The following is a 14228-nucleotide window of genomic DNA, read 5'->3' as shown; positions in this document are numbered from 1 at the left end:
ACTATTCTGCTTTATCAACACCATTAACATTCGTTTTTTGGTATTTTAGCTCACCGGCTATCCAGGTTTGTTCTACGCCAATGCTGTAAATTTCGTCAACGGGCACTGAAAAGTAATCTTTATCAACTAATATAAAGTCTGCCCACTTTCCCTGCTCTAAGCTGCCAAGTTTAAACTCTTGATGGGCGGCATACGCGCCTCCTAATGTAAAAGCCCTTAGAGCGTCTTCACGACTTAACGCTTCATCAGCACGCCAGCCATTTTTTGGCTTTAGGTGGTGATCCATTCTCGTTATTGCAGAATACAAACCATGAAAAGGGTTGGCCAGCTCTACTGGAAAGTCGGAGCCAGCGGCAACAACGGAACCTTGACTCAAAAATGTTTGCCATGCATATGCACCTGTCAGTTGTTTTTCAGTTAGGCGTTGTTCAGCCATATGCATATCAGAGGTCGCATGCACGGGTTGCATAGACGGAATTATTTTTAATGCTTTAAAACGAGGGATATCAGTTGGGTTTACTATTTGTGCGTGTTCAATTCTGTTGCGTAGTAAAATCCCCCCCGTATTTTTAAAGACATTTTCATAGGCATTAAGTACAGTTTTATTTGCTTGATCGCCGATAGCATGTGTATTGGCGCTAAACCCGTTAGAAAAGCTCAGTGTAAAGAGCGTTTCTAACTTTTGCTGAGTTTCTAGCATCAAACCTTTGTGGTTTTTTCTATCTGCGTAATCTTCAATTAACGCGGCCCCTCGGCTACCTAATGCACCATCAGCGTAAATTTTAACGCTACGGATCGACATATAATCGTTCAGATCTTTAAAACGACCTGCTTTGAGCATGGCTTCAAGAGCGGGATCCGTCGCGCTAAGCATCGCAACGATCCGCAAGGGTAACGTTTCTTGTTCGGCGCGCTGTTTATATATTTGCCACGTTTGTTTATCGATACCTGCATCATGAGTGGAGGTTATACCAAGGCTTAATAAGTGATTGCCTGCTTTGTCTAATGCTTGATTAATAGCATTGTCTGATGGCGATGGAATAAATGGTGTGATCAACCCCTCAGCCTTATCAATAAATATACCACTGGGCTTGCCATCGCGGGTGCGAATGATTTCTCCCCCATCAGGAGCACGGGTTGATGAGGTAATATTTGCCAGAGCCATTGCTTTACTATTAACCCAAATTGCGTGGCCATCAACTCGAGAGAGCACGACAGGCACATCTTTTATAACCTTGTCTAAATCTGCGGCAGTTGGAAACTGCTTCGACGGCCAGAGTTCTTGGTTCCATCCACGCCCAATTATCCAACCATCTTTACCTTTTGCAAAGTCCGCTAACTTGGCTTGAATACTTTTAACCGATTTGCTACCGCGTAAATCCAATTGGGATAAATTTTGACCCAATCCAATAACATGACCATGAGCATCTATCAGCCCCGGTAAAAGTGTTTTTTGTTTTGCATCGAATGAGTGAGCATTAGGAAAGCTATTTTTGAGTTCGTCTGTGCCCACTTTAACGACTTTACCATCTTTTATAACAAGTGTTGAAAATTGAGTTAGCTCGCCTTTATAGGTTGGGGTGTAGCCATTTGCATTGTATATAACCTTGGTATCAGCAACAGCTAATAAAGGAAAGAAAAGGGATAGGGCGAGCCAGTTTTTCATTGTGAGAGTCATCATATTGTTGTTTTTATAAACATTAACAGAGAATTGCAGACCTGCAAAATATTTGTGCTACTTTTCATATTTCCAAGTAGGTAATCTATCTTTATGAATTAGCTAAAAAATTAAATTGGGTTAACGAGCATTAACTCATATCTATGTGAGCTAAGATTCGCGACCAAAGTGCGGGATCGTTTGCTGTCCCTGCATATGTTAAATAGTCACCTTCATTTTTGTTTCCTGCTTTAAATGTGGCTATTACTAACTTCAGCAGTTCTCATGCAAGTTAGTCGTACAAGCATGATGAACTTTTTTTCATCTTTTACTAGATGTTAAAGATAAAGTATTTCGTCGGCACACTCATCCAGAATGATAACTGTGATTAAAAAATCAATGGCTTATTTTTATTTAAAATGTACTAAGTGGTAATGCTTTTTTGCAACAAAGTAATCGTGTTGATAAAAGTTACTTTTAAAGTAGGCGCTTATTGTGTTGCTAGTTAACCACATTATGGTTTTGCAATGTGTGTGAAGACTATTTCTCTGTTGATTCAGCGAGTGTCTAAGTAGGTTGCCAGATAATACGCCTATTATTAAAAAGGAGGGGCTATACCAGTGACAATAGGCATAAAATACAACGCTTTGCTCACTTGGCGACCGAGTCTTTTCGGGCAGTTTTTGATGAGTATTTTATTGTCTTTATTACCCCTGTTATTGGTAGTAATTCTCTTTTTAAATGCACTGAATGAACAGCTTGCCACGACTCAAACAATTATCGATAGCAACTACAAAGTAACAAAATCATTTAATAACCTTAAACAAGATCTGAACACCATAGAACGCGCAACACGGCAAAATTGGGTACTTAAAAGTGAATCACTTGATGGGCTGATTATAGATAAGTGGATTAGGTCATTTGAGACGATAGATGAGCTGATAGTGCTAGGTAATGAGTACGATAAGCAAAAATGGCAAACATTTTCCACTGTGTTGCACAATACAAAGAGACAGCTTATCGATAAAAATATGCAAAATGCCACATTGTTTATTCCAATTAGTCTGCTTCTTAATGAGAAGGCATTGTGGCTGCGAGAAAAAAATGAGCAAAAAATTGCAGAAAATCAACAGCAATTAGAAATGCTGCAGCGCTCATTTATTAATTGGTTGGTCGCACTTCTTCCGTTGACTATGTTAGTGGGTGGGGGATTTTTATTGCGTATTAGTGGTCATCTAAAAGGTCTAACCACCGTGATTGATAAGCTCGGGGAAGGACATTGGCAGCAAACTATATCAGTTAAAGGCTCGGCTGAGCTTGTTGAGTTGGGCAATAAGTTACAGTGGGTGCAAGCTCAATTACATACGTTAGAGCAGCAAAAGGACACCTTTTTGCGTCATGTAACGCATGAGCTGAAAACGCCCTTAGCTTCTATGGTTGAAGGCACTGATCTGCTTAGTGATGAAATTGTCGGGCCGATAAATAAAGAGCAGCAGGCAGTACTTGTGTTAATTACTCAAGGCATGGACCGCTTAAGTAATATGATAGACAGTTTGCTTAGTTACAATACGATTCGCACCAGCAAAAATAACTTAACTAAAGTTGAGTTTGAGCTCATAAAAAGAAAAATAAATGATCATTTTAATTATCGGCTGCAATCTCGTAATCAAACATTATGCTGGCATGTCAGTGTTCCCGATGTTTCTCTTCCACTGGCTGGCGAACTGATTGAAATGTCAATTATTCAGCTTATTTCTAATGCTTTAAAATTTTCATTTAATGGGGATGCAGTGAATGTTGGAGTTTCTCAGGTTAAAGAGCATTTATATATAACAGTCACCGATCATGGTGTTGGGATCAAAGAGCATGAAAAATCTAAAATATTTAACGCTTTCTATCAAACAAAAGCAAGCCAAGAACAGCATTCACCAGGCAGCGGCTTAGGGTTAACAATTGTAAAAGAGTCAGTAGAGCACTTATGCGGCACAATAACTGTTGAGGAAAATAGGCCGCAAGGTTGCCGCTTTATTATTCAAATACCGATTCCACAAGGAGTGAATTAACATGGCTTATTATTTCAAGTCAGCTGTTTTGGCCTGTTTTACCCTAATAGGATTGACAGGGTGTGAGTTAATGAGTGATGTAGGCGCAAAAAATACAGATTTAACTCAAGCGCTGCATCCAAACCCAAAGCCTCGGCCCAAAACCGAGCCTGTTTATCCATCAGCAAGTACGGTGATCGCTTGGCATGCCGAATCATGTGGTGGCTTTGTGCTAGCAGTTGATAAAAAACAGTATGTGGGAAAAAGAGAAATAGAATCGTATTTTAACTTCAGCTGTAAAAATAATACGTTAGCACCTGAGAAGGTGCTAACAATGCTTTTACAACTCGAGCAAGCTTACTATTGGCCTGATGATATTAAACATTACTGGTGGCTGCAAAAGCAGCAAGTTAGGCAGCATATACAGGCCAAAAAGGCGCAACACGCAATAAATAGTAAAATGCAAAAAATGTTGTCCTCTTTAGCAACAATAGAACAGCAATTACTATTACGAGAAGAAACTCAGGAGCAGTAAAGTTATGTCTACTCAAATACAACAAGGCGCTCGTATTCTGTTAGTTGATGATGATGCCAGTTTACTGAAGTTACTTGCCATTCGAATTGAGTCAAAAGGTTACCAAGTAACAACCAGTGAAAGTGCACTGGCTGCGCTGCAATTGCTTAAAAGTCATGTGTTTGAGGTGGTGATAACCGATTTAAGAATGGATGAAATAGACGGCATGGCATTGCATCGTCGGTTACAAAGTCGCTACCCCGCATTGCCTGTGATAATGATGACGGCTCATGGTTCGATACCCGACGCAGTTGAAGCAACTAAACAGGGCATTTTTGCATTCATAACCAAGCCCGTGGATAAAGATGAGCTGTTTGATAGTTTAGCTAAAGCAATTGACATTAATGGTTTAAATGGTGATGTACGATCGCCAAACAGTGATATTGTGACACGCAGTGGTACGATGCTGCATCTACTCGAACAAGTTAAGCTACTAGGCCCAACCCACGTAAATGTGCTTATTTCTGGCGCAAGTGGAACGGGTAAAGAGCTCCTTGCGAACGCAATTCATCAGCATAGCCTTGTTTGTGATGGCCCATTTGTTGCTATAAATTGTGGAGCGGTGCCCGGTGAGTTACTTGAGTCTGAGTTATTTGGTCATAAAAAAGGCGCGTTCACGGGGGCTGTGAAAGATCACCAAGGATTATTTCAACAAGCCCAAGGCGGCACGTTATTCTTAGATGAAATTGGTGATATGCCCCTTAATCTCCAAGTGAAATTATTACGAGTACTGCAAGAAAAAACCATCCGCCCGGTGGGGTTTCAAAAAGAGCTCCCCATTGACGTACGAATCGTGTCTGCCACCCATAAAAATTTACTCGAGGCAATTGCTGAGCAGCAGTTTAGAGAAGATTTATACTACCGCTTAAATGTTGTTAATTTAAAACTCCCTGGGCTGAAAGAGCGTCGCGAGGATATTAGCTTACTAGCACAGCATTTTAGTTCAATGATTGCAAAACGAATGGGGCAAGACCAAAAGCAGTTTACAACGGATGCCATGTACGCATTAGTTCGCTATGATTGGCCAGGTAATATTCGTCAACTGCAAAATGTGGTTGAACAGGTGGTGGCGTTTTCGCCTAGTGAAGTGATTTCAGTAAACTTGGTTGAAAGTGCGCTGAACATGAATGAAACCCATATTGAGCCCTTGTCGTTAAACGATGCAAAAAAAGAGTTTGAGCGTGATTATGTAATCAACACACTTAAAATGGCTTCAGGCAATGTCGCGGAAGGTGCTAAGCTAGCAAAACGAAACCGTTCTGATTTTTATAAGTTAATCAAAAAGCATAACATTGATGTTGATGCTATTTTATAGGAGTGAAAATGCAGTTATTTATGGTGTACTTGGGCGGCAGAATACATGGGTGTCATATTGAAATGCACGATGTCCGATTTGTTGTCGGGGATTCCATCGATCAATGTTATTCAAAGTTAAAAAGCCAATGGGTAGGAGATAAGAGCAGTGTGCATATGGACAGCTTTATGGCCGTTAAGCACATTGATGGTTACCACGTCGAGGTTGTAAATGAAACTGTATCGCAGCCAGAAAAGTTGTTTTTTGTGAACTTAGGTGCTTATCGCGCTGATAGCCTTGCAGAGCAGCATGATTTTGCTTTATTTGTAGCGAGCGATGCTGAGCAGGCTAAGCAACGCGCAAAAGCTAACTTACTTGCAGGCCTAAGCCATATACACAAAGATGACTTACATGATGTGGATGATTGTTTTGCTATTGATTTACTTGATAGTCAATTGAGTATCAAACTAACCCCAAGTGGTCAGTCACAAGCAATTAAGCCAGATTGGTTTGGCTATCATATTTTATAAGTCGAGATTGAAGGTAGTGACTAATCGTTGTCGCTTTGCTCTTGGCGTTCTTTATCTTCACTCTTACTTGCAATCTTAAAAGCAATGATAACAAAGCCAAACATAGCGAAAGGCAGAGCTGCGAGCAAGTATTCAGTGAGGTTACTGTCGGCAAAGCTGGCTTGTAATAAAAAGTGCCCTGCCACACACAATATGATTACGATAAGCAGAATCGGGAGTAAAATAAGTTCTTTTTTGGCTGAGTGGCTTTTCATCATTTGGCATCGCTTTTTCAAGGTGCGCCATTGTAATGAGCAAACAGCTTTTAGGTCAAATAACTTGATTGGTAAATATCAACACCTTGAGTTGAATCAAGCTTTTTAGTTTCTGGTTCAACTTCATCGGTATTGTTTTCATCACTATCTACGCAATGATATACCCAAACCACCTCAAGATGCGAGCGTCGTTGGAATTAAAAGCGATTTAGGCAAGGCATTGATTGCAAGTAATAGTGGTTCTATTGTTAAAATCAATAACGTAGTATAAATCGCTTTTAAACCAACCCTTTGGGCGTTTCATAGGCACTTACTCTCATCGTTGTTACTTCTTAAAAGGGACTGCCATTCTTGCAAAGTAACGCCTTGATATTAAGCCCCTATGAAACGCTGAATTCTGCATCTTGAGGTGGCTTGGGTATATAAGTCGAATATAAAATCGATTTCTTCACGTTTTAATATAGCTGGCATTTTAACCTCCTAAAGCAGCTCTAAGCTAACAATAAGGATATGCTTGTCAGTCTGAATTATAAGTGAATACTTATTGAGCAAATTGTGTAGAAGTGTAACCATCAGCTCTTTTCAGAGGTATCTTTACATAATGGCAATCTAACAATAAATTCAACCCCATCATTTTGCTGATTATTGAGTGCCGTTACACTGCCTTTATGATACTCACACACTAAACGGACAATGTATAAACCCAACCCTAAATGGGGTTGCTGCTGAAGTTGCTGACTGCGCACCGATACCATCGAATCAAAAATATGTTCAGCAAGCCCTTCAGGTAATAACGGTCCTTTATTTTTAACCGATAAAACAGCCTCATTGTCGTCTTTGTGTAATACGACAGCAATGGCACTTTCATCAAGATTAAATTCTAAGGCGTTATTGATAAGCTTATCCAATAATTGCGCGATAAACTCAGGCGCACCAAACACTGGTAACGATGCATCGCAAATATCGAGCTTAAAAGCTTGTTGTGGGTAGGCAATTTGGTAGCCTTGCATGCAACCGGTAATGACTTTTTGTAAATTAAATAGCTCAGGTTCATTGCTTTGAATACTTTGCTCAAGCCGCGTGGCTTCACTCATTGTGGTAATGATTTTACCTAATCGCTCAACACCTTCACTTGCTCGGTCAAGGTACTTTTGACTCAGTTCATTTTGTGGTTGCATTTGTAGATTTTCTAAAGAACTACGCACCACGGCAACTGGCGTTCTTAATTCGTGAGATAATCGTGACGACATAGTTTCAAGGTAATCAGTATAACCTCCGAGCCGGCTAACTATACTGGCAAAACTGCGCGATAGGTCGCCTATTTCATCATTTGAATCTGAATAGTTAATTGTGCCAGTAACTCGCCCTTGTGCATCAATTGCTTGCTCTGCGGTATCTCGTAGGCGCCTGATTCGGTTTGATATACGTGAAGCAAAAAAGAATAAAGTAACAGTGCCTATTAGCATTACCGCTAAAATGACATTAAATAACTTCTCAAGCGATTTATTACGTAGTGTACGAACGCCATTGGTGGTTTCTTCGGCTATCACTGCGCCAATTACTTTATCGTTGATCCAAATAGGGTAAGCGGCCGATAAGATCACTGCTTTATTATCCGGTGTCAGCCGCCATGATGAAGCGGGTGTGCCACTGAGTGCTTTGCCGATATGACTACCCTGCATGGCAGCTACGTCATGTAGGGTGTCTAAAAACTCGTTTTCTGGCCGAGTGAGAACTTTATAATAAAGTGGATGTAAGTAGCTTTGCTCAAAGCGTTGCCACCATGTTTTGGCGGGCTTATCGGTAATACCGTCAGCCCAGACTCCATCGGCATGATGAATTGAGCCTGATTGTGCTAATACACGATGATGATTATCAACCACCCAAATACGGCTACCACTGTGTCCCATGCCTTTTAAAATTCGGTTTATTTCGGGTGAAGGGACGAGCACTGAACCAATGTCATTGGGGTTGAGAATGTTTGAGGTTGACATTAATTGCGGTTCCACCTTTTTCGAATCCCAATCCTCAATTGCAAACCCCAGTTTATTACCTAGCATGCTTAACGGAAAACGCAGTTCAATATTATAGCCAGTAGCAGTACTGGTAAAATAACCTTGTATTTTAGTAAATGGTGTATTGGTTTGCGCATCAAATGCATTCACCCAGCCATCTTGGCGGGCGGCTACTATGTAATGTTTAAATTTACCCTCAGGGGTTTTTAACATGATTTGTAAGTGATCGTTTCGGGTTAAACTTAAGCTGTTTTTAGCGCGGTAAATTAATGAATCATCGGTTACTTTAAATACAGCATATAAAAATTCGCCATATTTACCCACCATGTGATCAAAAGACAGATCAGCACTTTGATGATCGGTTTTGTCACCTTGTAAATAACGCTCATCATAGTGCCAGATTAAATTTTGATAAGGTTGCCAATCAGATAATTTGCCATCAAGTTGAATCGGGTTATTCAGGTTGTAGGCATAAAGATCACGTCCTTTGACTACTTGATCTAAAAAGTTACTTTGTGAATCAAACAAAGCGGGGCGTTCATGCAATGCTGTGGCGAGTGCGCGAGTTGTGCCAACCAATGTTTTTTCTTGGCCTTGGCGTAAAAACTTCTCCATTTCCCACACGTATTCGTAGCCTAGCCATGGCAATAACAATAAAAAGCATGATAAAAAGATAAATTTACTACGAAGGCCAAAACGGAGCATCAAAGTTGCTCCCAGCGGTAGCCCATACCGTAAACGGTGTCTATACAATCAAACCCAGCATCTAAGGCTATAAATTTTTTACGGATACGTTTTACATGCGATGTAATTGTCGAGTCATCTACATAAATTTTGGCATCGCTCATCAATTCATTACGACTTTTAACATGGCCTGGGCGCTGTGCTAATGAATGTAACATCCAAAATTCGGTGACAGTTAAATCAACAAGTTGTTGTTGCCAAAATACTTGCATGCGTTTGGTATCTAACATGAGTAGGCCGCGATTAATTAATGCGGTTTCATCAGCAGGTTGCTCTAGTGCTTCCATCCGCCTAAATAAAGCCCCAATACGCGCTGCTAAATGCGCCATGCTGATGTCTTTTGTGAGGTAATCATCTGCGCCCATACGAAGACCACATACGGTATCGATTTCGCTATCGCGGGCGGTTAAAAAAATAATCGGTAATGTTTTAGATAATGTACGCAAGGTTTGGCAAAGCAAAAAACCGCCATCAATTTCATGGCCTAAGCCAATATCTACAATGGCCAAATCGGGTAGCCCATCATTTAACGCGCGCTCAGCAGTTTGCCTATCACAATAGCCACTGACCATATAGCCCTGAGCGGTTAGCATTTCCATGTAATTTTCGCGGATTGCAGTTTCATCTTCAATGATGGCTATTTTTTTCATTTTTTTATTACTCTTATTGACTTAGACGCACTATAGCGAAGTTTTGTACTTAAAAAGGCTAACAAGGCAATTGCCCTTTTTTTGCCACAATTGCTCAGCAGTTTGCCTTTTTTCATCCCTTTTGTTGCCACTTGGCAGTGTTTTAATAACACCATCCCAATTACAGCAGACGACAACCAACGCTTTGCTGAACAGATGAGTAAAAGTAAGTTAAAAAGGAAAAACCATGAAAAAAATGATGATTGCTTGCACTATTGCTACTTTATTGAGCACGTCAAGCTTTGCTCAGGCAAAAGACAACGAAAAAACGCAGACGCACAAAGAAACAGTTATAGGTATGAGTACAGGCGCTATCTTTGGTGGCATTATCGGTGGGCCAATCGGTGTGTTTGTTGGCGCATTTGCTGGTGGTTTAATTGGCGAGCAAGACGTTGCGCAAGATAAGCTCGAAGAGCAAAAACGTGCCCTGATTGTGATGCAAGAAAAAACGGACGACTACCACCATGTGCTAGCCCATAACGAAAAGCTCACTGAGCAGTTAGGTATTTTAGAGCAGCATAATGAGCGTCTAACACGCTCACAAATGAAAAACTTGATGGCAATGACAGTGCAGTTTAAAACGGGGTCAAGCGAGATTGCTCCCCATTTTGCTAAGCAGCTTGATCAGCTTGTTAATTTGTTGAAAGGTCAACCAACCCTTTTACTAGATTTAAATGGTTTTGCTGATCAACGAGGTGATAAACAGGCAAATTTACAGTTATCAAAGAAGCGGGTTTCGGCGGTGCAAAGTTACTTAATTAAGCATGGGGTTAGCCATACTCGGTTGACGGCTAACGCATTTGGTGAGCAACACACGCTTGCTAATAGTGATACGTATGAAGAGAACGTATTTGATCGCCGGGTAACGCTGACTACTCGTCCGAGTAACATCTCACAAACAGCCAGTAATAACTAATGCGTTTTGGGTGCGCTGAAGAGCACCCACTTAATTATTTTAGGCGTGAATTTTATGTTGAGTAGACCAAGCAAAGTGCTTACCCAGTCTTATGTAAAGGTATGGATAAGCCTTTTTATATTAGTTTGCAGCTTTACACCATGCTTAGTGACGGCAAGTACTGTTGAGCTGCAAATGTATGACAGCCAAGGCGCAGCCGTTGCATCGGGTGTTATTTTACAAAGTGATGCAAAAATGACGGTAACAGGTCTGATAAACCACGTTATTGTGACTCAGCATTACCGTAACGAAAACCCGTTTGCAGTGAATGCGCGTTATATATTTCCACTGCCTGATGAAAGTGCGGTACATGCAATGACTATGCGAATTGGCGAGCGTATCATTAAAGGCCAAATAGATAAAAAAGAGCAAGCAGAGCAGCGCTTTCAACACGCAAAAAAAGCAGGTAAGCAAGCGGCTATTGTAAGGCAGCAACGGGCAAATATGTTCACTACAAATGTAGCAAATATAAACCCAGGTGAAACAGTGATTATCGAGCTTGAGTATCAACAAGTGATTGATTATCGCAGTGGTACTTTTGCACTTAGGTTTCCGACAACGATAACACCGCGTTATCATCCACTTAATGGCGAATTATCGGCTGTAAACTCAGAGGATAACAAGGCGATTAACAAGCCGTTTGTTCCAAATGGTTGGATCAGCCCAGTTTATCAAAAATCAGCTGGTTCGACTCCTGAGAGTAGAAAGTTTAGTTTAACTATTAATATCGATGTTGGATTGGAATTGGTTGATATTGACTCTAAATACCACCAAATTGCAGTAACTAATCCTCAGTTTGGTCATTATCAAATTGTGCTTGATGAAAGCAACGCTGTTAATCGAGACTTTTTACTGGAGTTTAAACGACTGCAAAAAGAGCAAGCGCAAGCTGCGTACTTTACTGAGCAGCTGGAAAATGGTGAACGTTACGGTTTATTAATGCTGATGCCGCCGGATGATCATTTTACTCAAACGCAAAGACTGCCGCGTGAAATGGTTTTTGTAATTGATACCTCAGGCTCTATGCACGGTCAATCTATGGAGCAGGCAAAGAGTGCGTTGTACTATGCATTATCCTTACTTGATGCGAACGATAGCTTTAATATCATTGGATTTGACGACCAAGTAGCTCCTATGAGTCAGCACTCGGTTGCAGCTAATGATTTCAACCTGCGTCGAGCTAAGCGCTTTGTTTACAACCTAAAAGCGGATGGCGGCACCAATATTAAAGATGCACTCGATGCAGTGCTTGATAACAGTGAACAAGATGGCTTTGTGCGCCAAGTGGTATTTTTAACTGATGGCAGTGTCAGTAACGAAGCTGAACTATTTACACATATCCGTATGCAATTAGGTGATACGCGTTTATTTACGGTAGGGATAGGTAGTGCACCAAATAGTTACTTTATGCGACGCGCAGCTGATGTGGGGCGAGGAACATTTACTTTTATTGGCAGTACACATGACGTACAACCGAAAATGCAGCAGCTATTTAATAAACTGACCCATCCTGCGATTACCCAATTAACCTTGCAAAGTAGTGATAAGCAGCTTGAATATTGGCCATCCCCTTTACCTGATTTATATTTTTCAGAACCGGTTATGGTGGCTATTAAGTTAAGCAACAATGAAAAAGTGACGCTACTCGGTCAAACAGCACAAGGGCCGCTTAATTTAAAACTTAATGCACAGCAAGGTCAAAATGCCGTGGGCATAGGCCGATTATGGGCACGGCAAAAAATTAAATCGTTATTACTTTATAACGATAAGCAAATAGTAAAAGAGCAAGTTCAAAACCTCGCTTTAGAGCATCAGTTACTAAGCCCGTTTACTGCATTTTTCGCAATAGAGCAAACAGCCATAAACACCCCAGCTGAACATGATGTGCAAGTTGCTAATACCCCTGTGCAAGGACTCACCATGCGATTGCCGCAAACAGATGGGCAAAGCAGATTACACATGCTGTTGGGTTGCATTTTACTCACTGGGTTTGCTTTTTTAAGAGTTAAAAAATGAAATTCTGGTTTAGTTTTTTCATCCTTGTATTAGGTGTTGGGTTGTTCACGCATGGCAGTTATATACAAGCAAAGGCATGGCTTGCTCAGCACTTAATTGAGCAAGCATGGCAACAAGCATTAGTTACGCCGAATGAGCAAGTAAAACCTTGGTTCTATGCTGATAGCTATGTCACTGCACAACTTAACTGGCCAAGCCAAGGCAAAACGTTATCGATACTGGCAGGGGCAAGTGGCCGTAATTTAGCCTTTGCACCAAGCCATTATTTACCAAGCGGTGAGCTTGGCTCAGAGCACGGAGCCTTAATTGCAGGGCATAATGATACCCACTTTGCCTTTTTACAAAACGTTAAAATAGGCGAACAGTTTAGCTTACAAATGCAAAGTGGGAATATTGTGTATTATCAAGTGCGCGGGATTGAAGTGATTCATCAATCCCAATATTCATTTTTACAGCGCAGCGGCTTATATTTATTAACCTGCTACCCTTTTGACTCATTAGCATCGGGAACCGAATTAAGATTATTAGTCTCTGCTGATAAAGTGTCGTCATCAACATCAACAACTAACTCTTGATGTCGTTGACTGATCATGACACCGACAAACACCACAGCAATACTCAGCCATTGGCCTAAGGTAAGAATCTCACCCAGCATAATCGCAGATAAAATTAAGGTAAATATGGGTATTAAATTAGAGTATGCAGCAGCCGTAAGTACCGATACTTTGCTAATCGCATAATTATACAAGCCATAGCCGCCCAAAGTAACACACGAACCAAGATATAAAATACTTAACAAAGCAGTTAAGTCGTGTTGGTTTTCACTTGGTAAATCTATAAACAGCAAGAATGGAGCAAAAAACAAACTGCCGCTAACACCTTGTAAAGCAATGAGTGTTAAAGGGGAGTAGCGTGCGGCTAAGTGCTTTACCGCCACTGTGTAAAAAGCAGCGCACACCATTGCCATTAGCTCTAAAAAGTTACCCAATAATGGATTGGGAGCTTGCTCTGTAGTGGGTGAAAGTAGCGTAAGTAAAATACTGCCGCCAATACAAAAGGTAAAACCAATAACAATGGCCTTACTGATGTACTCTTTAAGCATAAAAAACGCGAGAAAGGCAACAATAATGGGTAAGCAAGAGACAATCACACCCGCTTGTGAGGCTGAGGTGTATTCCATTGCATGGCCTTCAAATAGAAAGTATAAACATGGTTCCGCCAGTGACATCCCCACTAGGTACTTCCAATCACCCTTACGATAGTCAAAACGAATAACGTAACGCCATAAACCCACTGCAATAACTAATGTTGTTAGCATACGTAAAAAAATCACCAAGGCGGGATCATAAATTGCTATTGCATATTTGAGTGCAATAAACGAGCTTCCCCATAAGAAGGTGGCAATAATTAAACATAAACTAGCTGGCATGATTGGCTCTTACTTAAAATTCAGATAAA

Annotated in this window: 13 protein-coding genes; 7 read left to right on the top strand and 6 right to left on the bottom strand. The window is 40.8% G+C overall.

Going from position 1 to position 14228, the window contains the following annotated elements; genetic code table 11:
• Position 1 precedes the first annotated feature (1 nt).
• The gene (locus ATS75_RS09550; protein ID WP_082665447.1) at positions 2-1666 is read right to left on the bottom strand and encodes an amidohydrolase; all 1665 of its coding nucleotides are present in this window, start codon (positions 1664-1666) and stop codon (positions 2-4) included.
• A gap of 605 nt (positions 1667-2271) precedes the next feature.
• Here ATS75_RS09550 and ATS75_RS09545 point away from each other — a divergent pair.
• Genes ATS75_RS09545 through ATS75_RS09530 form a run of 4 tightly spaced genes read left to right on the top strand, consistent with a single transcriptional unit; the run spans position 2272 to position 6097 of the window.
• Positions 2272-3720, top strand: a complete 1449-nt coding sequence (locus ATS75_RS09545) for a sensor histidine kinase (protein ID WP_058560211.1) — start codon at positions 2272-2274, stop codon at positions 3718-3720.
• A 1-nt stretch (position 3721) separates the two neighbouring features.
• Complete coding sequence (locus ATS75_RS09540) at positions 3722-4234, top strand: hypothetical protein (RefSeq protein WP_058560210.1); 513 nt, start codon at positions 3722-3724, stop codon at positions 4232-4234.
• Between the two features lie 4 nt (positions 4235-4238).
• A complete protein-coding gene (locus ATS75_RS09535; RefSeq protein WP_058560209.1) occupies positions 4239-5588 on the top strand; it encodes a sigma 54-interacting transcriptional regulator in 1350 nt (449 codons plus the stop codon).
• Between the two features lie 8 nt (positions 5589-5596).
• Positions 5597-6097 carry a DUF1543 domain-containing protein gene (locus tag ATS75_RS09530; RefSeq protein WP_058560208.1) on the top strand — a complete coding sequence of 167 codons (501 nt, stop codon included), beginning with the start codon at positions 5597-5599 and terminating at the stop codon, positions 6095-6097.
• 20 nt (positions 6098-6117) lie between these two features.
• Here the strand turns inward: ATS75_RS09530 and ATS75_RS09525 are convergent, their stop codons facing one another.
• From ATS75_RS09525 to pdsR, 4 genes are all read right to left on the bottom strand, one after another.
• Positions 6118-6351, bottom strand: coding sequence for a hypothetical protein (locus ATS75_RS09525; RefSeq protein ID WP_058560279.1), 234 nt, complete (start codon positions 6349-6351; stop codon positions 6118-6120).
• A gap of 50 nt (positions 6352-6401) precedes the next feature.
• Entirely contained in the window at positions 6402-6524 is a 123-nt protein-coding gene (locus ATS75_RS20735) for a hypothetical protein (RefSeq protein ID WP_268801563.1), read from the bottom strand.
• Positions 6525-6923: 399 nt separating this feature from the next.
• Positions 6924-9071 (bottom strand): proteobacterial dedicated sortase system histidine kinase, encoded by a 2148-nt coding sequence (gene pdsS / locus ATS75_RS09520; protein ID WP_058560207.1) that lies wholly within the window; start codon positions 9069-9071, stop codon positions 6924-6926.
• The gene (gene pdsR, locus ATS75_RS09515) at positions 9071-9760 is read right to left on the bottom strand and encodes a proteobacterial dedicated sortase system response regulator (RefSeq protein WP_058560206.1); all 690 of its coding nucleotides are present in this window, start codon (positions 9758-9760) and stop codon (positions 9071-9073) included. Before pdsR ends, pdsS begins: the two co-directional genes overlap by 1 nt.
• Before the next feature lie 226 nt (positions 9761-9986).
• Here pdsR and pdsO point away from each other — a divergent pair, with 226 nt between their 5' ends.
• Genes pdsO through ATS75_RS09500 form a run of 3 tightly spaced genes read left to right on the top strand, consistent with a single transcriptional unit; the run spans position 9987 to position 13345 of the window.
• Positions 9987-10715: a sortase-associated OmpA-like protein PdsO gene (gene pdsO / locus ATS75_RS09510; RefSeq protein WP_058560205.1), complete on the top strand. Its 729-nt coding sequence runs from the start codon at positions 9987-9989 to the stop codon at positions 10713-10715.
• A 54-nt stretch (positions 10716-10769) separates the two neighbouring features.
• Positions 10770-12770, top strand: coding sequence for a marine proteobacterial sortase target protein (locus ATS75_RS09505; RefSeq protein WP_058560204.1), 2001 nt, complete (start codon positions 10770-10772; stop codon positions 12768-12770).
• Positions 12767-13345 (top strand): class GN sortase, encoded by a 579-nt coding sequence (locus tag ATS75_RS09500; RefSeq protein ID WP_058560203.1) that lies wholly within the window; start codon positions 12767-12769, stop codon positions 13343-13345. Before ATS75_RS09505 ends, ATS75_RS09500 begins: the two co-directional genes overlap by 4 nt.
• On the opposite strand, the gene ATS75_RS09495 is transcribed toward ATS75_RS09500, so the two are convergent.
• The gene (locus ATS75_RS09495; protein WP_058560202.1) at positions 13252-14199 is read right to left on the bottom strand and encodes a DMT family transporter; all 948 of its coding nucleotides are present in this window, start codon (positions 14197-14199) and stop codon (positions 13252-13254) included. The genes ATS75_RS09500 and ATS75_RS09495 overlap by 94 nt on opposite strands.
• Positions 14200-14228 lie beyond the last annotated feature (29 nt).

The organism is Pseudoalteromonas sp. H105 (genome assembly GCF_001469215.1).
Classification (GTDB): domain Bacteria; phylum Pseudomonadota; class Gammaproteobacteria; order Enterobacterales; family Alteromonadaceae; genus Pseudoalteromonas.
This window is presented reverse-complemented; position numbering and strand designations above follow the sequence as displayed.